The sequence below is a fragment of the Nesterenkonia sp. CL21 genome, assembly GCF_031705515.1.
GTDB classification, from domain to species: domain Bacteria; phylum Actinomycetota; class Actinomycetes; order Actinomycetales; family Micrococcaceae; genus Nesterenkonia; species Nesterenkonia aethiopica.
Genome location: NZ_JAUTWR010000005.1, coordinates 13970 through 34234, shown reverse-complemented (window position 1 = coordinate 34234; position 20265 = coordinate 13970). Strand labels below are relative to the sequence as shown.

General features: G+C 70.8%; 17 protein-coding genes and 3 riboswitches. Of the genes, 7 read left to right on the top strand and 10 right to left on the bottom strand.

Annotated elements, in window-relative coordinates; translation table 11 throughout:
- Positions 1–67: 67 nt before the first annotated feature.
- The gene (locus Q7C18_RS09305; RefSeq protein WP_070161855.1) at positions 68–730 is read right to left on the bottom strand and encodes a methionine ABC transporter permease; all 663 of its coding nucleotides are present in this window, start codon (positions 728–730) and stop codon (positions 68–70) included.
- On the bottom strand, positions 730–1683 hold the full coding sequence (locus Q7C18_RS09300; RefSeq protein WP_311025149.1) for an ATP-binding cassette domain-containing protein: 954 nt from the start codon (positions 1681–1683) through the stop codon (positions 730–732). Before Q7C18_RS09300 ends, Q7C18_RS09305 begins: the two co-directional genes overlap by 1 nt.
- 7 nt (positions 1684–1690) lie before the next feature.
- Positions 1691–1802, bottom strand: a riboswitch (SAM riboswitch).
- A gap of 213 nt (positions 1803–2015) precedes the next feature.
- Positions 2016–2132: riboswitch (SAM riboswitch) on the top strand.
- 10 nt (positions 2133–2142) lie between these two features.
- Here Q7C18_RS09300 and Q7C18_RS09295 point away from each other — a divergent pair.
- From Q7C18_RS09295 to Q7C18_RS09265, 7 genes are all read left to right on the top strand, one after another.
- Positions 2143–2760: a flavin reductase family protein gene (locus Q7C18_RS09295; protein ID WP_085437844.1), complete on the top strand. Its 618-nt coding sequence runs from the start codon at positions 2143–2145 to the stop codon at positions 2758–2760.
- A gap of 114 nt (positions 2761–2874) precedes the next feature.
- Positions 2875–2995, top strand: a riboswitch (SAM riboswitch).
- 127 nt (positions 2996–3122) lie between these two features.
- On the top strand, positions 3123–3878 hold the full coding sequence (locus tag Q7C18_RS09290) for an ABC transporter ATP-binding protein (RefSeq protein WP_311025302.1): 756 nt from the start codon (positions 3123–3125) through the stop codon (positions 3876–3878).
- A gap of 190 nt (positions 3879–4068) precedes the next feature.
- On the top strand, positions 4069–5178 hold the full coding sequence (locus Q7C18_RS09285) for an aliphatic sulfonate ABC transporter substrate-binding protein (RefSeq protein ID WP_311025148.1): 1110 nt from the start codon (positions 4069–4071) through the stop codon (positions 5176–5178).
- Positions 5178–6089: an ABC transporter permease gene (locus Q7C18_RS09280; protein WP_311025146.1), complete on the top strand. Its 912-nt coding sequence runs from the start codon at positions 5178–5180 to the stop codon at positions 6087–6089. The genes Q7C18_RS09285 and Q7C18_RS09280 overlap by 1 nt, the downstream gene beginning before the upstream one ends.
- Positions 6080–8155: an acetate--CoA ligase gene (acs, locus tag Q7C18_RS09275; protein WP_311025145.1), complete on the top strand. Its 2076-nt coding sequence runs from the start codon at positions 6080–6082 to the stop codon at positions 8153–8155. Before Q7C18_RS09280 ends, acs begins: the two co-directional genes overlap by 10 nt.
- A 95-nt stretch (positions 8156–8250) precedes the next feature.
- On the top strand, positions 8251–9591 hold the full coding sequence (locus Q7C18_RS09270) for an O-acetylhomoserine aminocarboxypropyltransferase/cysteine synthase family protein (RefSeq protein ID WP_085437739.1): 1341 nt from the start codon (positions 8251–8253) through the stop codon (positions 9589–9591).
- Positions 9591–10133 (top strand): CoA-binding protein, encoded by a 543-nt coding sequence (locus Q7C18_RS09265; protein WP_083277462.1) that lies wholly within the window; start codon positions 9591–9593, stop codon positions 10131–10133. Before Q7C18_RS09270 ends, Q7C18_RS09265 begins: the two co-directional genes overlap by 1 nt.
- A 46-nt stretch (positions 10134–10179) precedes the next feature.
- Here the strand turns inward: Q7C18_RS09265 and Q7C18_RS09260 are convergent, their stop codons facing one another.
- From Q7C18_RS09260 to Q7C18_RS09225, 8 genes are all read right to left on the bottom strand, one after another.
- Complete coding sequence (locus tag Q7C18_RS09260) at positions 10180–11451, bottom strand: hypothetical protein (protein WP_311025144.1); 1272 nt, start codon at positions 11449–11451, stop codon at positions 10180–10182.
- The gene (locus tag Q7C18_RS09255) at positions 11448–12881 is read right to left on the bottom strand and encodes a Wzz/FepE/Etk N-terminal domain-containing protein (RefSeq protein ID WP_311025142.1); all 1434 of its coding nucleotides are present in this window, start codon (positions 12879–12881) and stop codon (positions 11448–11450) included. Before Q7C18_RS09255 ends, Q7C18_RS09260 begins: the two co-directional genes overlap by 4 nt.
- A gap of 281 nt (positions 12882–13162) precedes the next feature.
- Complete coding sequence (locus Q7C18_RS09250) at positions 13163–14248, bottom strand: hypothetical protein (RefSeq protein WP_311025140.1); 1086 nt, start codon at positions 14246–14248, stop codon at positions 13163–13165.
- Between the two features lie 143 nt (positions 14249–14391).
- Positions 14392–16089: a sugar transferase gene (locus Q7C18_RS09245; protein ID WP_311025139.1), complete on the bottom strand. Its 1698-nt coding sequence runs from the start codon at positions 16087–16089 to the stop codon at positions 14392–14394.
- Entirely contained in the window at positions 16086–16946 is an 861-nt protein-coding gene (locus Q7C18_RS09240; RefSeq protein WP_311025138.1) for an ATP-grasp fold amidoligase family protein, read from the bottom strand. The genes Q7C18_RS09245 and Q7C18_RS09240 overlap by 4 nt, the downstream gene beginning before the upstream one ends.
- Positions 16943–18400, bottom strand: coding sequence for a hypothetical protein (locus Q7C18_RS09235; protein ID WP_311025137.1), 1458 nt, complete (start codon positions 18398–18400; stop codon positions 16943–16945). The genes Q7C18_RS09240 and Q7C18_RS09235 overlap by 4 nt, the downstream gene beginning before the upstream one ends.
- On the bottom strand, positions 18393–19394 hold the full coding sequence (locus Q7C18_RS09230) for a glycosyltransferase (RefSeq protein WP_311025136.1): 1002 nt from the start codon (positions 19392–19394) through the stop codon (positions 18393–18395). The genes Q7C18_RS09235 and Q7C18_RS09230 overlap by 8 nt, the downstream gene beginning before the upstream one ends.
- Positions 19391–20110, bottom strand: coding sequence for a WecB/TagA/CpsF family glycosyltransferase (locus tag Q7C18_RS09225; RefSeq protein ID WP_311025135.1), 720 nt, complete (start codon positions 20108–20110; stop codon positions 19391–19393). The genes Q7C18_RS09230 and Q7C18_RS09225 overlap by 4 nt, the downstream gene beginning before the upstream one ends.
- Positions 20111–20265 lie beyond the last annotated feature (155 nt).

Here is a 20265-nt window from a genome sequence, read left to right as displayed (position 1 = left end):
GCAGCGACCTGCACGCCGGGATGGAGGAGTGCGCACGGAGCGCAGGGGCGGCCGAACCGGCCGGTGGTCAGATGCGCTTGTCGGTGAGCCGCGCGAGGCGGGTGCCACTGAACTGCACGAGCGTCACCAGGGCGATCATCAGCACGATGGCGACCATCATCACCGCGGTCTCATAGCGGTAGTACCCGTACCGGATGGCGAAGTCGCCGATTCCGCCGCCGCCGACCAGTCCGACCATGGCCGAATAGGAGATGAAGCTGACGGTGGTGATCGTGATGGACCCGATGATCGCCGGCTTGGCGTCCACCAGCAGCACATTGCGGATGATCTGTCCGCGAGTGGCCCCCATGGCACGGGAGGCCTCCACCGCCCCGGACCCCAGCTGGGTGATGTTCTGCTCCACCAGCCGGGCGAAGTAGGGAATGGCGTTGACCGTGAGTGGGACGATCGCAGCCGCCGTGCCGACCGTGGTGCCGACGACCAGCCGGGTGAACGGAATGATCGCGATCAGCAGGATGAGGAACGGGAAGGAGCGGACCATATTGACGATCCCGCTGACCAGCGCATGGGCGCGGGGCAGCGGAGCGATTCCGCCCGGGGCATGGATGAACAGCCAGATGCCCAGCGGAGTGCCGAACAGCACCGCCAGCGGGATGGCCACCGCAATCATGGCGAAGGTCTCCAGCATGGCCTGGACGAGTTCGGGCTGCAGTTCGAGGATGCGTTCCATCAGCGACGACCTCCCTCGAACGGCACGGCGGCGAGCAGCTCAGAGGCCGCGAGCCTCCGGGGGCCACGGGGCGGGTCCTGGGGCGCCGGCGGCTCTGCGGACTCTGCCGACTCTGCGGACTCTGCGGACTCTGCGGCGCGACCCTGGTCCCCGCTCGGCGTCGGCGCCTGCGTCCGGGCGCCGCCGTCACGGTCCACACTGATGCCGTCGCTGACCAGGTACCGGCCGATGGAGGTGTGCGGAGCGAAGCCCTCGCGCTGCAGCTCCCGGGCGGGGAACTGCTCCACCACGCGGCCGGACTCCATGACGGCGACGTGATCGGCCAGGGCCTTGATGACCTCCATCTCGTGGGTCACGATGACCACGGTGATGCCGAGCTCGCGGTTCACGTCGGCGAGATACTGCAGCACCGTCGCCGTGGTGAAGGGGTCCAGGGCGGAGGTCGGCTCGTCACACAGCAGCACCTCCGGCCGAGTGGCCAGGGCGCGAGCGATGGCCACCCGCTGCTTCTGCCCGCCGGAGAGCTGGGCCGGGTACACCTTGGCCTTGTCGGTGATGTCCACGATCTCCAGCGCCTCGGCGGCGCGACGCCGGCGGACGCGACGGTCCTTCTCGCCGGCGAACTTCAGGGACAGCTCCACGTTCTGGGCGACGGTCAGATTGTTCACCAGGTTGAACCCCTGGAAGATCATGCCGATCTGGTGCCGGGCGCGACGCAGAGCCTCGTCGTCGAGGGCGGTCAGCTCCACCCCGCCCACATGCACCTCACCCGAGGTGGGGCGCTCAAGCAGGTTGATGTTGCGCAGCAGCGTGGACTTCCCGGCGCCGGAGAAGCCGATGATCCCCTGGATGCTCCCGCGGGGGATCTCCAAGGAGACGTCATCGACGGCGTGGATGGGCTCCTTGCCCCGGGCAGCGGGGAAGGACGTGGACACATGGCGCAGTGAGATCATCGGGCATTCTCCATCGTCTCTGGCGTTAGCACCGTTCCCCGGGCCGCACTGGGCACGGCTGCTCCGGGTGGTTGCTGCGACGTCGTCGAGCCAGATCTCTCAGTCGCTCTGGATGGGTTCGTTGGGGTCAACCATACGCGCAGCAGATGAACAATCGTCAAGTCAGCGGATTGAGTTCATGTCACGAGGCGTAAGAATGTACAGCCCCCTCGGACTGAGGGAGCCACACTCTGGACGCATCCTGCGCGCCCGCTGGACGGAATATGTCGCCGCGTCTCATCCTGCGAACGGTTCTTTGATCACATCTCTCTGCGGCCGTACGCTGGACACACAGACCATCCCGAGCGGCCGAGAGATCTGGCTCGTCGACGCCGCAGCAACCTTCGGATGCGATCCGCCCCCTCCGGCGGGTCCTTCAGAAAAGGTGCTACCGCCAGGACCGATGGGAGTTGATCCGCCATGAGCACCGCACTGGCCGCCGCCGAGCGCCCCACGACCACCGTGGAGGAGACCGTGCCGCACGCGCCCGCTGACACCGGAGCCCGCCCCGCCGTGGGCCGCGCCGCCACCCGGCTGGCCGACGTCGATCCGCTGGAGCTGCGCCGGACCTTCGGCCACTTCCCGCAGGGGGTGGTGGTCGTCGCCGCCGAGGTGGACGGCCGCCCGGAAGGGCTCGTGGCCTCCACCTTCACCATCGGCGTCTCGCTCGAGCCACCGCTGGCCACGGTGGCGGTGCAGCACAGCTCCACCACCTGGCCGAAGCTGGCCGGGGCGGACACCGAGCTGGGAGTGTCACTGATCGGGCACGGCCAGTCGGAGCTGTGCCGGAAGATCGCCTCCAAGGACCGGGAGAGCCGATTCACCGGCCTGAGGACAAGCATCGGCACAGGTGGGTCGATCACCCTGGAGGGTGCGCCCGTCACCTTCACCACCCGCATCTACGACCAGGTCCGGGCCGGCGACCATGACATCGTCGTGCTCGAGCTGCTGGACCTGGCGGTCGAGGACTCCGCCGAGGCGCTGGTGTTCCACCAGAGCGAGTTCAAGAGCCTCGGCCCGCTGTCTCCCGAAGCCTGAGGGCATCCCCCTGCATCCGGGGGCACCGTCGTCGGGCCCACGCCACCCCACATGTCTCACACTGTGACATCACCTTTGCCCGGCCCACGCTGATCCGCGTAGGGTTGAGCACGTACACCATCCCGAGCGGCTGAGAGATCTGGCTCTGTGACGCCGCAGCAACCTTCGGATGCGTCGATCGGCCTCTCTGTGCCCGTCGCATCAGAAAAGGTGCTACCGCCAGGATCGATGGGAGTGAATTTCCTATGGGTTCGTCTGCACCCGCACTCGTGACGCACGAGTCTGACCAGCACCTCTCCGAGCATTCCGGCGGCGTCGCTCTGCTGGACCGTCCCGCCCCCGCAGGGGCCGCCACGCATTCGATGGACGTGCAGCTGCGCGGTGTGGGGCGCGCCTTCGACGGACGCACCGTCCTGCACGACGTCGACCTGCACATCTCCCCCGGCGAGGTGGTCGCCATCCTGGGCGCCTCCGGCTGCGGGAAGTCCACGCTGCTGCGCGCCGTCGGCGGTCTCGACGCCGGATGCTCCGGTGAGGTCATCATCGACGGCACCCCGGTGCGCACCTATGACGAACGGACCGCCGTCGGCTTCCAGGAGCCTCGGCTGCTGCCCTGGCGCTCGGTGCACCGCAACGTCTCCCTCGGGCTGCCGCGGCACGTGTCCGCGGCGGAGGGCCGTCGGCGAGTGGATGAGCTGCTCGAACTGGTCGGCCTGGCCGAGCGCGCCCAGCTTCGCCCCCGGGAGATCTCCGGCGGCATGGCGCAGCGCGCCTCGCTGGCCCGGGCCTTGGCCCGCCGCCCCGGCGTGCTCCTGCTGGACGAGCCCTTCGGCGCCCTGGACGCCCTGACCCGGCTGAAGATGCAGGACCTCCTCCTGGACGTCCATGCGCAGACCGGCACCACGGTGCTGCTGGTGACCCACGACGTCGACGAGGCCCTGCAGCTGGCCGACCGAATCCTGCTGCTCGGCTCCGACCCGGTGGACCCCGCCCGCGAGGGCGCCACCGTCTCCCGACTGCTCACCGTTCCGGGCAGCCGGCCGCGTGACCGTGCCTCCGCCGAGCTGGCCGCCCTGCGCGGCGAGCTCCTGGCCGGCCTCGGCGTCGACGCGCACTAGCCCACCCGCCCCGGCCGGACCGCACGTTCCGCTCAGGTCTGACAGTTCAGGACTGACAGCTCAGGACTGACAGCTCAGGACTGACAGGCCGCGCGGCCCGGGCGCTCCCGGCCTCCGCTCGGCGCGGCCGGGCGGAGCCCGAGCTCGACCGGGGCGGCTCCCACCCACGCACGAAAGGTCCCTTCACGACATGCCCAGTCAGACCGACACCTCCTTCTCCCCTGCCCGCTTCCCGCGGCCGCGGTTCCGACGCGCCGCCTCCGCGACGATCGCCGGCGCGGCCGTCGCTCTGCTGGCGACCGGATGCGTGGAGGGCGAGGGATCCGGCGGCACCGCCGAGGGCGAACTGGACACGCTCACCCTCGACTTCGCCACCTACAACCCGCTCAGCCTGGTGATCATGGAGCACGGCTGGCTCGAAGAGGAGCTCTCCGAGGCCGGCACCGAGGTGGAATGGATCCAGTCCCACGGCTCCAACGACGCCAATGAGAAGCTGCGTGCCGAGGCCATCGACGTCGGGTCCACGGCCGGCTCCGCCGCCCTGCTGGCGCGCGCCAACGGCGCCCCGCAGCAGATCATCCTCATCGAGAACCAGCCGGAGTGGGCCGCCCTGGTCACCTCGCCGGACTCGGGGATCACCGACGTCGGCGACCTCGAGGGCGTCTCCGTGGCCGCCACGCTGGGCACCGACCCGTACTTCTTCCTGGTGCAGTCCCTGCACGAGGCCGGCCTGGAGGTGGGCGATGTGGAGGTGCAGAACCTGCAGCACGCGGACGGCCGCAGCGCGCTGGCCAACGGCGACGTCGACGCCTGGGCCGGACTGGACCCGATCATGGCGGGAGCCGAGGCCGACGGCGAGACGCTGTTCTACCGGAACGTGGACTTCAACACCTACAGCGTGATCAACGCGACCGAGTCGTTCATCGAGGACCACCCCGACGTCGCCCAGACCGTCGTGGACGTCTATGAGCAGGCCCGCGAATGGGCTCAGGAGAACCCCGAGGAGACGGCCGAGATCCTGGCCGAGCACAGCAACATCGACCTGGAGGTCGCCGAGACGGTGATCCGGGAGCGGTCGAACTTCGACGTCGACCCGGTCCCCGGCGCCGCCCAGCGTGAGGTGCTGCAGGAGGTCGGTCCGATCTTCCTCGACACCGGCGACGTCTCCAGCCAGGACAGCATCGACGAGGCGCTCGAGACGCTGTTCCACCCGGAGTTCGCGGAGAACCGGCAGGCCACCGACGCCGAGGGCTCTGAGGACGAGGCCACGATCGTCGAGGACGACGAGGATGATCAGTGATGAGCCAGACGCTGCCTGACGGCGCTCGGACCCGGGACGAGGAGGGCCGCCACCAGAGCGCGGAGCCGGCACGGGTGCTGGGCGACCGTGACTCAGCCGCACCCCGGCCGGTGCCCGGCCCGGACAGTCCGGACGCTGGAGTGCCTGCTCGGGTCCGTCGCATCCCCGGCGGTCGGGTCCTCATCGGAGCGATCGTGCCGCTGGTCCTGCTGGCCCTCTGGTACGGCGTCACCGCGGCCGGCGTCTTCTCCCCGGTGCAGCTGCCGACTCCGCAGTCGGTGCTGGCCGCCGGGGTGGAGCTGTTCGAGCGCGGGGAGCTCTACCAGCACATCGCCATCTCCGTGCAGCGGGTGCTGCTGGGCTTCGCCGTGGGCGCGGGCCTGGGCCTGGCGCTGGGCTCGGTGCTGGGCCTGTCGAAGATCGCCGACTCCCTGCTGCACCCCACCATCGGGGCCTTCCGGGCCGTGCCGTCCCTGGCGTGGGTGCCGCTGCTCATCCTGTGGATGGGCATCTATGAGGACTCCAAGGTCACGCTCATCGCCATCGGTGCGTTCTTCCCCGTCTTCACCGCCGTGCACTCCGCGCTGCGGCACGTGGATCCACAGCTGGTGGAGGCCGGCCGCGCGTTCGGGTACCACGGGCTGCGCCTGCTGGTCACCGTGCAGCTGCCCGCCGTGGTGCCCAGCGTGTTCTCCGGGCTGCGCCTCGCGCTCGCCCAGGCCTGGCTGTTCCTGGTGGCCGCGGAGCTGATCGCCTCCTCCATGGGGCTGGGCTTCCTGCTGACCGACTCCCAGAACAACGGGCGCACCGACCGTCTGTTGCTGGCCATCATCCTGCTGGCGATCCTGGGCAAGATCACCGACGCGCTGCTGGGCGTCGTGGAGAGGAAGGCGCTGAAGACATGGGCGTGACGCCGGCGTCAGACATCGATCGGGCGACTCTGCAGCACCCGCTGACCGCGGACGTCCACTCCTGGGCGGACCCGGTCACCGAACAGGAGCGCCTGGCCTTCTGGGACCAGGCGGCGTCCCTGCTGGACTGGGAGACCCCCTGGCACACCACCCACCGGTGGACAGATCCGGACCCGCGCACCCGCCGCGGCCCGGACATCCGCTGGTTCGACGGCGGCACGCTCAACGCCGGAGTCAACTGCGTGGACCGCCATGTGGCCGCCGGGCGCGGTGACGTCGTCGCCCTCCATTTCGAAGGCGAGCCCGGGGACCGGCAGGACGTCACCTACGCGCAGCTGCAGGACAAGGTCAATCAGGCAGCCAACGCCCTGACCGCCCTGGGGGTGGGCCGTGGGGACCGGGTGGTGATCTACCTGCCGGTGCTGGTGGAGACGGTGGCGATCACCCTGGCCTGCGCCCGCATCGGGGCGGTGCACTCGCTGGTCTTCGGCGGATTCTCCGCCGAGGCGCTGCGCTTCCGCGTGGAGGACACCGGGGCGGCGCTGCTGGTCACCACCGACGGCCAGTTCCGCCGAGGGCAGGCTGTGCCGGTGAAGGAGAACGCCGACGCCGCCGTGGAGGGCCTCTCCGTGGCCGAGGGCGGCAGCCTGCGCCATGTGCTGGTCATCCGCCGCACCGGCTCGGAGATCCCCTGGACCGCCGAGGACCTCGCCGGGGACGGTCTGGGCCGAGACGTCTGGTGGCATGACGTCGTGGAGTCCGCCTCGACCGAGCACATCGCGGAAGCCTTCGACGCCGAGCAGGACCTGTTCATCATGTACACCTCCGGCACCACCGGCAAGCCCAAGGGGCTGGTGCACACCACCGGCGGGTATCTCACCGGGGCGCTGTTCACCTATCTGCGGCTCTTCGCCCACCCGGATCCATCCCGCCGAACGCAGGACGTCCACTGGTGCACCGCGGACCTGGCCTGGGTCACCGCCCACACCTATGAAATCTATGGGCCGCTCGCCGCCGGCGCCACGCAGGTGATCTACGAGGGCACGCCGAACACCCCGCATCCCGGGCGACACTTCGAGATCATCCAGCGCCACGGCGTGACCACCTACTACACGGCCCCCACCCTGGTGCGGTCCCTGATGGGCTGGTTCCCCGACGGCGTCCCTGACCACTACGACCTCTCCTCCCTGCGCCTGCTGGGCACCGTGGGCGAGGCGGTCAACCCGGAGGCCTGGACCTGGCTGCGCAGCCAGCTCGGCCGGGACACCCGCGACGACCACGGCGCCCCGGCGATCCCCATGGTGGACACCTGGTGGCAGTCCGAATCCGGCTCCACCGTGCTGACCCCGCGCCCGGAGGACACCGGCCTGAAGCCCGGCTGCGCCACCCGCGCCATGCCGGGAGTGGCGGTGGACGTCGTCGACGACGCCGGCGCACCGGTCCCGGCCGAGGCGCAGGGCAGCATCGTGCTCACCCACACCGGGCCCTCCATGGCCCGCACCGTCTGGGGCGACCCGGAGCGGTACTACACCTCCTATTGGCAGAAGTACGCGGACCAGGGCTGGTTCCTGGCCGGGGACGGCGCCAAACGCGACGCCGACGGCGACCTGTGGATCCTGGGGCGGATCGACGACGTCATCAACATCTCCGGGCACCGGCTCTCCACCATCGAGATCGAGTCGGCGCTGGTCTCCCACCCGGACGTGGTGGAGGCCGGGGTGTGTCCCGTGCCGGACGCCACCACCGGGCACGCCGCCGTCGCGTTCACCGTGCTGACCGCCGCGGCCCGCGAGCGGCTGAACGGGGCGCTCACGGCCGGCGACAGCGAGGCGGAGGCGCGGCTGCTGGCCGAGCTGCGGTCCCACGTCGGCTCCGTGATCGGCCCGGTGGCCAAGCCGCGCACCGTCATCCCGGTGCCGGAGGTGCCCAAGACCCGTTCCGGGAAGATCATGCGCCGGCTGCTCACCCAGCTGCACGAGGACGACACCCTCGGCGACACCACGAGCCTGCAGAACGAACACTGCGTGCCGCAGATCGCTCAGATCTGCCGAGAACGCGTCGGCTGAGCCCGCCGCGCGCCGAGACCACCCGGCCCGTGCAGACCACCACCCAGACCGCACAGACCACCACCCAGACCCCCGCCACCGACTCAGGAGCATCCATGAGTGATCGACAGTTCGGATTCCGCACCAGAGCCCTGCATGCCGGGGCCGTGCCGGATGCCGTCTACGGCACCCGCGCGGTGCCGATCCACCAGTCCACGTCCTTCGTGTTCAAGGACACCGACGACGCCGCGAACCTCTTCGCGCTGCAGAAGTTCGGCAACATCTACTCGCGCATCGGCAACCCCACGGTGGCCGCGCTGGAGGAGCGCCTCGCCTCGCTGGAGGGCGGCATCGGAGCCGTGGCCACGGCCTCCGGCATGAGCGCGGAGTTCCTCGTCTTCGCGGCCCTGTGCGGCCAGGGGGACCACATCGTGGCCTCCTCGAAGCTCTACGGGGGCACCATCACCCAGCTGGACGTCTCCCTGCGCCGCTTCGGGATCGAGACCACCTTCGTGGACTCGGACGAAGCGGAGGACTTCAAGGCCGCGCTGCAGGAGAACACCAAGCTGATCTTCACCGAGGTCGTGACCAACCCCAGCAGCGACGTCGTGGATCTGCCCGGACTGGCCGGGGTGGCCCACGAGCACGGCATCCCGCTGGTGGTGGACTCCACGCTGACCACCCCCTACCTGCTGCGCCCCATCGAGCACGGCGCAGACATCGTCACCCACTCGGTGACGAAGTTCCTCGGCGGCCACGGCACCACGCTGGGCGGCGTGATCGTGGAGTCCGGCACCTTCCCGTGGAACAACGGCAAGTTCCCGCAGATGACCGAGCCGGTGGAGTCCTACGGCGGGCTCTCCTGGTGGGGCAACTTCGCGGAGTACGGGTTCCTCACGAAGATCCGTGCCGAGCAGCTTCGCGACTTCGGGCCGTCCCTGACCCCGCAGGCCGCCTTCCAGCTGATCCAGGGGGTGGAGACCCTGCCGCAGCGCATGGAGGAGCACACCGCCAACGCGCAGAAGGTCGCCGAATGGCTGGAGGCCGATGAGCGCGTGGAGTACGTCAACCACTCGGGTCTCCCCTCCCATCCGCACCATGAGCGGGCCAAGGACCTGCTGCCGCTGGGCACCAGCTCGGTGTTCAGCTTCGGCGTGCGCGGCGGCCGGGAGACCGGGGCCCGGTTCATCGAGGAGCTGCAGCTGGCCAGCCACCTGGCCAATGTGGGCGACGCCCGCACCCTGGTGCTGCACCCCGCGTCGACGACCCACCAGCAGCTCACCCAGGACCAGCTGACGGCCGCCGGCATCCCGGAGGACCTGATCCGCATCTCCGTGGGCCTGGAGGACGTCGAGGACATCATCTGGGATCTGGACCAGGCGTTGGACCGCGCCCTGGCCGCTCAGCAGGAGGCGCCCGCCGTCGTCGGCGCCGCACAGAACGGAGGCGAGGCCTGATGACCAGCGCACCCCAGACCGCCGGCCCGGCGGAGACCGTGACCGCGGAGCACCCGCACGGGACCTGGCAGGAGCCGGACGCCGCGCGCCGGCTGCAGCTGCTGCGCTCGGCGAAGTCCGTGGCGATCGTGGGCATGAGCGACAAGCCGGCCCGCGCCAGCTACTTCGTGGCCACCTATCTGACCTCCGACTCCAGCTACCGGCTCTACTACGTCAATCCGCGCATCAGCGAGGTCCTGGGCGAGCCCGGCTACGCCTCCCTGCAGGACCTGCCCGAGGCGCCGGACATCGTGGTGGCGTTCCGCCGGCCGGATGACCTCCCCGCCCTGGCGGAGGAGGCCGCGGAGGTCGGCGCGAAGACCCTGTGGGTGCAGCTGGGCATCCACTCCGAGGAGGCCATGCAGCGCGCCACCGACCTCGGCCTCAACGCCGTGCAGAACCGATGCATCAAGATCGAGCACGGCCGGTTCCACGGCAACCTGCACCTGGGCGGCTTCGACACCGGGGTGATCAGCGCCAAGCGCCAGCAGCTGGACGCCTGAGGCGCACGGCGCCTCCGCGCCGTCGCCCCATCCTCACCACTCATCGTCACCACTCACGACGACGGCGGGGACCCTCCTCGGCTCCGTCCGCGCACTCCGCGCGGGGCAGGGGGAGGTGGGCCCCCGCCGTCATGCTGTGCGGGTACGGAGCAGAGACCCAGGGCGAGGCCCCGGTGTGCTCCCCCGCGTGGGCCCGGGAGGACGTGAGGATCGCCAGCAGGAACGGCAGGACCACGTAGGGGTTGTTGAACCCGCTGACCGACACACTGTTGGTCACCGCGATCGCCATGAGGGTCGCCGCCAGCAGGGCCGACACTCCCGCGCGCCGCAGGAAGATCCAGGGCAGGGCCAGGATGAGCACGACGCCGAGGACCCCGGCGTCGAAGACCACCCGCAGGGCGAAGGCGTGCAAGATCACTGAGTAGCAGGTGCCGTCTCCCGCCGAGGAGAACAGCGCCTCGTAGTAGGCCAGCTCCTCGCAGGTGGCCGGACTCATCGGTGTCATCGGCAGCGTGCCCACCAACCAGTTCACCGGTTCCCAGTCCTGCGTCTCCCGGAGGAACACGTCGAAGAATCGGACACGGTCGATGACCTCGGACTCCGCGGCACGCTCCTGGAAGATCACCAACGGGATCACCGCGACCACCATGGGCACCGCCAGGGCCACCATCCGCAGGAACACATCGCGCGTCTGGGTGCTCAGCATCGCGTACAGGAAACACAGCACATAGGCCACCGCGCCGCTGCGCGACCCGGAGAGCACCGTGAGGACGCCCAGCAGGAGCAGCAGCCACAGACGTGATCGGGGCGATCCCCGGTGTACGACGGCGGTGAGCCCGCTGAACAGCGCCAGCTCGAAGTTGTTCTCCAGGAACAGGCCAGGACGCTCCCCCGGTCCGTGCAGCACCCAGGTGAGGGCCGCTTTCACCGTCGCCAGTGAGACGAGCCACCAGGTCAGCGTGGTCAGCGCCCCGCGGCGCGTCCAGCGCTGCCCGACGGCCACGCCCATGGCCACCAGGTACAGCAGCCAGCGGTAGGCCTGGAAGAAGTCGTCCCACGGGACATCAGTCGCCCAGACCCCCATGAGTCGGGTGTAGGCGTAGATCGCCACGAGACTGAGCGGAAGCAGCGTCAGAATGCGGCCGCGCAGGAGCACGGCGCCGATGAAGAGGATGATCCACGCATCGAGGAGCATCGTCATCGGCAGCGGGGAGAACCGCCCCACGAAGAGCACGCTGATGATCGCGCAGAGGATCAGCCCGCCGGACAGCACCCTCTGCAGCCCCGACGGGAGCGTGCCCGCCGGCCGAAGGGTCATGGTCGCTGCCCTCGCGCACCTGCACGGCGCTGCCCTCCCCGGTGCCGTCCTCCTCCGTGCCGTCCTCCTCCGCGAGGACCCTCCCGCGGAGGCGCCCCACGGTGGGAGCTCGCACCACGAGACGCCGCCCGGCGAGCGCGCCGGCGGCGGCGCGCCGTCGTCCTCCCCACCACGATGACGCCGGCGAGGGACCGGCTGAGTCCTTCCAGCACACCCAGGGCCCCGGACAGCTCCTCCTGGACGGTGTGCCCAGCCCGGAGCACGAGCCACGTGGCGTCGGCGTCCCCCGCCAGCCCCAGGCCCCGGGCGTCGGCGGAGACCGGTGCGGCATTGAGGATCACCAGATCGTAGGCGGTCCGGGCGCGGTCCACGGTGTGTCGCGTGTGCCGGAGGTCGGCCTCGAGGGCCCCTGTCGGGGCGTCCAGGGCCATGATCTCCACGCCGGCAGCGGCACGCCGTCCACGCACGGACACTCCCGCAACCGGGGAGGACCGGCCGTTCTCCGCGCTCTGCGGACTCTGCGGCAGATCGGCCGCCGCCCACCCGTGCCCTCCGGAGGCTTCGATGAGCAGGACGCGGAAACCATCGCCTGCAGCCGCGCGGGCGAGAGCTTCGGCGACGTCGGCGGAGAGCACATCTGGGTCCACGCCGGCCACGAGCATCACCGGTGCGGGCCTCTCGGCACCACGGCCTCCTGACCGGGCGCGCAGGGCCTGCATCGGAGCCAGGATCCTCCGCATGGCCCCGGCCGCGTCGGATTCGGGCTCCTCACCCAGCTCCAGCACCGGCATCGACGTGCTGGCCTGCACGTCATGGCGGTCCCGCACCCTCCGGTTCAGACTCTCCCGCAGGGCGGCCGACCCCAGCCCCAGGGCGGCCCCGGCACCGGCGGCTCCGCCGAACACCAGGAGCGGCTGCGGGGAGGTCGGCGCCTCCGGCAGCACGGCGGGCTGCATGATGCTCACGGAGATCAGGTCCTGCGGCGCCCCCTGCATCGCTTCGAGGTCACCGACGAACTCCACGAGGCTGTCGGTCAGTGCCTCGGTCCGGGCCATTGAGACCTCAGGACTGGACGCGCGCACCGAGAGCTCGAGCAGGGTCGTGCCGTCGACCACCTCCGCATCGACAGAGTCCGCGAAATCGGCCAGCGGCTCCTCCACCCCCTCGCGCCGCATGACCGGCTCCAGGACCACCGGGGTGCTCACGAGGTCGGCGTAGCTGGCCACGATCTGCTCGGAGACGGACCGCCCCAGCTGCAGCTGAGACAGATCCTCACCGGTGGCGGTGGTCACGTAGATCCGCGCCGTGGAGGTGTACTCCCGGGGCGCTAGGACGAAGAAGGCGGCCCCGAGCACCAGACCGAGCAGGAACAGCGCGCAGGAGGATCTCCAGTATCGGCGCACCACGCGCAGCATGTCCCGCACCGTCATCTGTGACTCCTCCTGCCGATCGTGTCGATTCGTGGGCCACCCAGGTTCTTCCCCTGCCCAGGCGAGGCTCCCGCTGTGCGGACGTGCCGCGTCCCAGGGACGGCACACCTCGCCGCCGGACGGCGGGTCAGGCTCCGCCTCCGGGGCGGATTCAGAGGCGAGCTCAGGCGCGGGTTCAGGGGCGAGCTCAGGCGCGGGCGCAGGGTCAGGCTCCGGGCCAGATGGCGCGGACCCATCCTCGCGCCGGCGTCCCACGGCATGGGCCAGCATGGTGGACATGCTCATGACGCTCTCCTCTCCGAGGCGCAGACCTGCACGTCGCCAGGGAGCGACGCCGGAAGCCCTCCGACGAGGCCTGGAGGTGCACTCGCCGGAGGGCGGTCAGTGGGGGACGTGCTCGCCCGCGGTGCCGGCACCGCCTCCCGCAGCATCGGCAGGCTCCGCAGGCGCCGGCGGTCCTCTCCGGCGGGGACGCCCAGCTCCCGCAGCAGCATGAGCACCACGACGCCGGCGGTCAGCTGGACCAACAGCCTCAGCTCCGCGGCGGTTCCCGGGTCCAGCCGCCCGCTGTGCGTGAAGGTGCTGCGCAACCGTGCCGCATGCTCCGCCCAGACCGCGGCGGGGATCTCGGGCGCCACGACCTTATCGACGCCGACCTGCTGAGCCAGATGTTCGAGCTTCCGGCGCAGCGTGGAATCCTTGATCTCGCGACGGCGCAGACCGGACGTGGTGACGAAGATCGCCTCGGCCGCGCCCAGCAGGACCAGCATGCTGGCCTCCGGGAACTCCTCGGAGAGCCCGGTGCCGGCCAGCAGCAGGGACAGTGCTGTCTCATGCTGGGTGCGCAGCTCCTGCCAGCCGGTCAGCAGGTCCGCGAAGGCGACGTCCGTCGTACTGAACATCGGCGGACCTGATGCGGTCGGGTCCTCGTCGGTCACGTCCCCGTCGGCCGTGTGCCCGGCGACCGGCTCCCGGCGGGTGCCCGGCAGATCTCGCGTCACCCAGACCGCCTCAGAGCTCTCGGAGCCGTCGGCCGCGATCCGAGCCTGGTACGTCACGGCGGGGCGTGCGGCCAGGCGGGCGAACGCCAGCAGACCGAGCAAGCTCCTGATCTGTTCGTCCACCTCGGCGGCCGACGCCGGCCGACTCGGCACCAGGCGCAGCCGCACGGCCCTTTCCGGGTCCTGAGCACGTTCCAGGGTGATCCTGGAGGTGGCACCGCCTCGGGTGGAGCTGCCCTCCCACGGGAGGGTGCCGTGCCACGGCCCGGGTCCGGTCAGGCTGTCGATGAGCTGCGGCTCGTCGAGGAGCAGCTGCGCCTCCACCAGGCGGCCGCCTGAGATCTCCTGTGCATGGTTCGGTCTCATGGTTTCCCCAGTCCTGTCTGATGTCTCACTGCTGTCGTCGTCGTGCCTGTCATGCTCGTCGTCGCCTGCGGCACGAGTGGCGTCGCCCTCGCCGTCGCGACGGCGTCTCCCGCGGGATCCGCCGAGACTGCTGCTCACGGGGGTCAGTACGCTCCGGCACCGCGCACCACCGCCCGCAGGGTGCGCAGCACGATGCCGATGTCGCCGGTCAACGACCAGTTCTCCACGTAGTAGAGGTCCAGCCGGACCGACTCCTCCCAGCTGAGGTCGGAGCGGCCGCCCACCTGCCACAGCCCGGTGATGCCGGGTTTGACCAGCAGGCGACGCTCATCGGACTCCGCGTAGTTCTCCACCTCGCTGACCAGCGGCGGCCGCGGCCCCACCACGGACATCTCGCCGCGCAGCACGTTGAGGAACTGCGGGAGCTCGTCGATGCTGAGCCGGCGGATCACGGCGCCGACCTTCGTCACGCGGGGGTCGTGGCGCAGCTTGAACATCACCGCATTCCCCTCGGAGGAGCCCAGCAGCTCCTCCCGGCGCGCCTCGGCGTCGGTCACCATGGAGCGGAACTTCAGCATCCGGAAGCGCGCATGCCGCAGCCCCACCCGCGTCTGGGAGAACAGTGCCGGGCCGGGGCTGTCCCGGCGGACCAGCACCGCGACCCCGACCAGCAGAGGCAGCAGCCCCAGCAGCGCCGCCAGGGAGAAGGCGATGTCGAAGGCACGCTTGAGCGCCGCCGCCGCACCGCTGAGCTGCGGGTAGTCCACCTGCACCAGCGGAACCCCGTCGACGCTGGTGGTGTGCAGGCGGCTGGCGGAGACCTCGCTCAACGACGGAGCCGTCACCAGGGTGACGTCCAGTGCGGCGAGCGCCCAGCCGAGTTCGCGCAGCGCCTGGGGCGTGAGCTGATCGGCGCCGGTGAGGATGACCGTGTCCACGGCGTCCCGGGTGACGGCGTCGCGGGCCTGCGCGATGATCTGCTCCCGGGAGGCCTGGGCCTCGACGGCGACGCTTCCCGGTGGGGCGTCGAGCTCGTCCCGGGGCTCCTTGACCATCAGCCGCACGGGGAGGAAGCCGCTGTCCGGGCCGAGTCGCCGCAGATGGTCGGCCAGGTGGCCCACCTTGCCCCTCTCCCCGATGATCAGGGCTCGCCTGACCCCCTCACCGGAGTCGCGACGGCGCCGCAGCGTGCGCCGCCAGACGAGACGTCCGACGAGCAGGAGGACCACACCGGCGGGGATCGCCGCCAGCGCCCAGGGCCGCAGGGCCGCCTGCGGAAGCACCAGTCCCAGCACCGCGGTCAGGCCCAGCACCGCGCCGGAGGCGGTGAGCACCCGTCCGAGCTCTCGAACGCCGGTGCCCAAGCGCCGGGGATTGCGGGTGCGGGCCACGGCCAGCAGCAGTCCCCACACCACCAGCACGCCGGCCGAGAGGGACGCCTCCCCGATGCCCGAAGGCAGGACACCGAGCAGGTGCAGCCCCAGCAGGGTGACCAGGATGAGCAGCTGGTCCGTGGCGGCGATCCCACCGGACACGCGGCGGTGCCAGCGGCGCAGCTCACCGGTGCCGACCAGCGAGACGGGCACCGCAGCATCAGGGGCGGTGACCGCACGGTCTGCGCCGCCAGGGGCGGCGAGCCGCCAGGCTCCTCGCCCCCGGCGGTGGGTGAGCCCGCGCAGCTCGACGGAGGCTGCCGCCCAGGTGTGCGGGACGGTCACCACTGCCGCCGACGCCGGCTCGGACGCCGGCGCAGACCACACATCCGGTGTCTGGTCCGTCGGCGTGGAACGCCCACGGGGTGGGCCGGCGGCGCCGCTCTCCGGGACGATGTCGAGACTCATCGCAGGCTCCCCTCGGGGGCATCCATCCACCAGCGGCCCATCTCCAGGTCCACTTCCTCCGGCTCGAAGGGATCCATCCCACCCGACGGGTAGGGCGTGAGCTCCCCGAACCACGGCACGCCGTCGATCTCGTAGAAGTCCACCCGCATGAAGCCGAATCCGCCGCCCAGCGCCTCGGCGTGGGCGATCATCTCCGCCAGCGACGTCGGCCGCGGGGCCTCCGGCTCCTGGGTGACCCCGTTGTAGAGGTCCAGGATCCGCCAGTCCGGGCTGTAGAACCGCTCACCGTGACCGGCGGTGAAGCGCCCCGAGGAGCGGTGCAGCATCTTCACCCGACCGTGGAAGACATAGAACTTGTAGTCCACCAGGTCTCGGCCGCGGTCCCGGCTCAGGTCCGGCTCCACGATCAGGCTGTGGTCCGCCCACCGGTAGGCCCACTCCCCCAGGGCGGCCCGGTCATAGGTGCGCAGCCAGCCGCGTGTGGTCCCCCGCAGCGCCTTCACGGTGGTGGATCGGTCCCCGAAGGCGACCATCCCACTGGCGTGGTTGGGCTTGATGACCCAGCGCTCCGGCAGGTCTGAGACGTTCAGATCGTCGACCTCGCGGCCGCGCCAGAGGGTCGCCGGCACCTGCAGCTGGGGGCACGTCCTGGCGGCGTACTCCTTCATCCGCGTCTTGTCACACGTCCAGGCGATCTGCTGGGTGCGTTCGGCCAGCATCCGGCGGGTCAGGACCTCGGTGAAGCGGGTGGGGCGGCGGAAGTCGCCCCACCGGCCGAAGCGGCGGCGGTACATCACATGCCTCACCAGTGGGTCCGGGACGGGCCCGAGGAGCTGTCTCAGCGTGGTCCTCATCATCGGGTGCTCCTTGTCATGACGGTGACGTCGACGGCGTCGCCACCTGTGTCCTCATCGGTGTTCGTGAAGGGGTTCGCAGGCGTGAGGCCCGCGGGGGCGTCAGGGGGTGCAGCGGCCTCTCCGAGTGACCGCACTGCGGCACCGGTGCGGCGGGCGGCGACGAGCGCACCGGGGAGCACCTGCAGCGTCACCACGACGGCGATCATCGCCATCGGCGGTGCGGCGGCCCCGAGGCCGTGGTGGACCCCGAGGACGCTCAGCGGCACCGCGCAGGCCAGGGCGACGCAGGACATCAGAGCCTGCCACGTGAAGCCTGAGCGGTCAGTGAGCAGATTGATCTGGGTCAGATGCGCCGACTGCGCGACCAGCAGGATCGCCATGGCGGCGGTGAGCATCCAGGACGGCTGCAGCTCGCCGCCGGAGACCAGCCGGGAGACAGGGCGGGCCAGGAGCAGGTATCCGAGGGCGGCGGCGAGTCCCAGCCCCGTCAGAGCAGCATTGGCCCGAATCCACAGACCTCGGTCGAGGCTCCTGGAGAACCGCGGCCAGAACACGATGCCCGCCATGTACATGACCGAGTAGATCGGCATGTAGAGCTGCAGGGCCAACGAGTATTCGCTCAGCTGCTCCGCAGTGGCGGCGGCGGCCAGCACGAACCGGCCGTGCTGCTCCAACAGCACCATCCCGGCGCTGGCGATGAGCACCGGAAGCCCGCCGTACAGGATGCTGCCCATCGACGGCCCTGCGGAACCCTTCGGGGGCTCGCTCCCGGCCACGGTGCCGGCGTCGTCGAACACCTCCGGGGCGGTGTCCCAGGACCGCGCGGCAGCACGCCGACAGAGCAGCAGGAACACGACCATGCCGATCGGCAGACCCAGTGCCAGCCACATGGGGCTGACACCCGCCATTCCCGCGAGGAGCACGTACGCCAGGTTGACGCCCCCGGGGACGAGGCCCAGCAGCACCAGCTGGTCCGCCCGGTCCTGGCCGATCATCACCCGCTCGGCCAGGCCGAGCGGCAGGGTGAGCAGGAAGAGCACCAGAGAGATCGTCATCGCGGCGTCGAGCTGCCCGCGCAGCTCGTCCGGCACTCCGAAGACCCACGACCACAGCCCTGCCCGCCCCACCGCGAGAGCGAGCACGGAGCCGGCGACGCCGACCACGGCCAGCAGGCGCGCCGTGCGACGCTGCAGTGCGGCGGCCTCCCGACGGGCCGCCGGGGACTCCCCGGCTCGCGCCACTGCCCGGGAAACGGCCGCACCGAGTCCGAGGTCCGCGAAGGGCAGCGCCATGCGCAGCTGGGCCACCAGCACGATGAAGCCGAAGGCGGCCGCCCCGGCGAAGTGCATGGTGAAGCCCGCACTGGTCAGGGTCAGGGCCGCGGCCACCGGCAGCACCGCGATGCGCAGCCCGGCCGTGCGGAGGAACGCGGCGGCCCAGCTGCGTTCAGCCATGATGCACCGGCAGCCGGGGAGCCGCCATCCCGCTCAGTCCCACCAGCAGCGCCGCGGGATGAGCACCCGCACGCAGCCCGGAGATCAGCTCCCGGATCCCCCGGGACCAGGCGCGTGAAGCCAGGGCGCCGCGGGCCACCACGGAGGCCATGAAGTCGGCCCGAGCGGCGGCCGGCACCTCCACCAGCAGAGAGTCGAGCCAGGCACGACTGCCCTCCCAGTCGAGGCTGCGGGAGACTGATCCGACGCTGCCCTGCTGGACGCGCACCAGGATGTCCGGGATGGTCTCGATGCGCACCCCGGCGCTCTCGAGTCGGATCAGCCAGTCCCAGTCCTGGTGCCGGTTCAGGCTCTCGTCCCACGGGACGTCCAGGGCGGTCTCGCGGGGGCACAGCAGGGTGGAGGTCTGCAGGAAGTTCCGACGCAGCCGCACCGTGGAGCGGTCCAACACGTAGCCGACCACTCCGGGCGCCACTGCTCCGTCGGGCCCCAGCCTCGTCCTGTAAGGGCGCTCCGGGACCGCCCGGGTGGAGGCGCCGACGAGCAGCGCGCGGCAGGACATCACGGTGCCCTCGGCAGGCCGACGCCCGTCCTGCTCGGAGGCCGCCGGGCTGAGCCGGATCTGCGACTCGGCCTTCTCGGCGACCCAGTCATCGTCGTCGTCGAGGAAGGCGACCCACGGGGTCTCGGCGAACTGCACCCCGAGGTTGCGCGCGGCTCCGGCTCCCTGCCGACCCGCGGTGCACACCAGGCGATACTCCAACCCGGTCAGACGGCTCTGCACCACGGCCAGCGCATCGAGGTCGTCGACGACGACCAGAGGCATCGTGGGTACCGTCTGGCGCAGGGCGGACCGCACCGCCTCCCGCAGGCTGGGTCGGCCCACCGTGGGGATGACGGCCGTGACGAGCGGATCGGCGGAGAGCCCGCCCTCTGCAGGAGACTCGGCAGGACCGTCGGCAGGGCTGTGGGCGGTCATGTCGTCGGAGCTCATGCCGCACCTCGCAGGATCAGGCGGGCCAGCCGCAGCGGCTCCACCAGGTAGCGGCCGGCGAATCGGCGCGGGTCGGAAGCCAGGCGCCAGGCCCACTCCAGTCCGATCCGTCCCACCCACCGCGGCGCCAGAGACTGCGCTCCGGAGAGCTGGTCGATCGCTCCCCCGACTGTCGCGATCACCGGGATCTCCGTGCGGGCCCGCAGTGAGGTGGCGATCTGCTCCTGCAACGGCATCCCCATCCCGATGAGCAGGATCTCGGGTGCGAAGGCTCTCACCCGAGCGACGACGTCGTCGAGGTCTTCAGGGAACCACGGGTCGGCGGGGAGGGACAGCATTTCGACGGCGTCGTCGGCACCCCCGCCGGTGCTGCCGGAGAGCTTCTCCGCGGCCCCGGCGTTGGAGGACGCGGAGGCGCCGAGCAGAGCGACGCGACGGACGGCCGGCAGGTGCACCGCCTGAGGGACCCAGTCCGTGGACCCCAGGCGATGCCGCGGACCCAGCCGGGCCCGCCCGTCACGTGCGAAGGGGAGCCCCAGCAGCGCCAGCAGGGGCATCCCGTCGATCAGCAGGACCTCGGCCTGCTCGTAGAAGCGACGGAACGGCGTCTCGGTGCGCATCAGATACGCCGAATGCAGGTTGTGCCCGGCGACGGTGAGGCGTCCCCCTGAGGCGATCTCTTGGGCCAGACGTGCCAGCAGGGTCTCCCGGTCCATGGGAGTGACTCTGAGGTCCAGTATGGGGACGGTACGGACCGTCTCAGGTGCATGTGTGGTCATCTCGCGATCCCTCCAGGTCATCGGCGATGAGTGCTCCAGGGGCACCTCTTCAACCTAGGAAGGCGCAGACAGCGTCGGAATCCGTCGTTGCA

Coding starts and splice junctions, on each gene's coding strand:
- Q7C18_RS09305 (WP_070161855.1), bottom strand. CDS start 730: ATGGAACGCATCCTCGAACTGCAGCCCGAACTCGTCCAGGCCATGCTG.
- Q7C18_RS09300 (WP_311025149.1), bottom strand. CDS start 1,683: ATGATCTCACTGCGCCATGTGTCCACGTCCTTCCCCGCTGCCCGGGGC.
- Q7C18_RS09295 (WP_085437844.1), top strand. CDS start 2,143: ATGAGCACCGCACTGGCCGCCGCCGAGCGCCCCACGACCACCGTGGAG.
- Q7C18_RS09290 (WP_311025302.1), top strand. CDS start 3,123: ATGGACGTGCAGCTGCGCGGTGTGGGGCGCGCCTTCGACGGACGCACC.
- Q7C18_RS09285 (WP_311025148.1), top strand. CDS start 4,069: ATGCCCAGTCAGACCGACACCTCCTTCTCCCCTGCCCGCTTCCCGCGG.
- Q7C18_RS09280 (WP_311025146.1), top strand. CDS start 5,178: ATGAGCCAGACGCTGCCTGACGGCGCTCGGACCCGGGACGAGGAGGGC.
- acs (WP_311025145.1), top strand. CDS start 6,080: ATGGGCGTGACGCCGGCGTCAGACATCGATCGGGCGACTCTGCAGCAC.
- Q7C18_RS09270 (WP_085437739.1), top strand. CDS start 8,251: ATGAGTGATCGACAGTTCGGATTCCGCACCAGAGCCCTGCATGCCGGG.
- Q7C18_RS09265 (WP_083277462.1), top strand. CDS start 9,591: ATGACCAGCGCACCCCAGACCGCCGGCCCGGCGGAGACCGTGACCGCG.
- Q7C18_RS09260 (WP_311025144.1), bottom strand. CDS start 11,451: ATGACCCTTCGGCCGGCGGGCACGCTCCCGTCGGGGCTGCAGAGGGTG.
- Q7C18_RS09255 (WP_311025142.1), bottom strand. CDS start 12,881: ATGACGGTGCGGGACATGCTGCGCGTGGTGCGCCGATACTGGAGATCC.
- Q7C18_RS09250 (WP_311025140.1), bottom strand. CDS start 14,248: ATGAGACCGAACCATGCACAGGAGATCTCAGGCGGCCGCCTGGTGGAG.
- Q7C18_RS09245 (WP_311025139.1), bottom strand. CDS start 16,089: ATGAGTCTCGACATCGTCCCGGAGAGCGGCGCCGCCGGCCCACCCCGT.
- Q7C18_RS09240 (WP_311025138.1), bottom strand. CDS start 16,946: ATGATGAGGACCACGCTGAGACAGCTCCTCGGGCCCGTCCCGGACCCA.
- Q7C18_RS09235 (WP_311025137.1), bottom strand. CDS start 18,400: ATGGCTGAACGCAGCTGGGCCGCCGCGTTCCTCCGCACGGCCGGGCTG.
- Q7C18_RS09230 (WP_311025136.1), bottom strand. CDS start 19,394: ATGAGCTCCGACGACATGACCGCCCACAGCCCTGCCGACGGTCCTGCC.
- Q7C18_RS09225 (WP_311025135.1), bottom strand. CDS start 20,110: ATGGACCGGGAGACCCTGCTGGCACGTCTGGCCCAAGAGATCGCCTCA.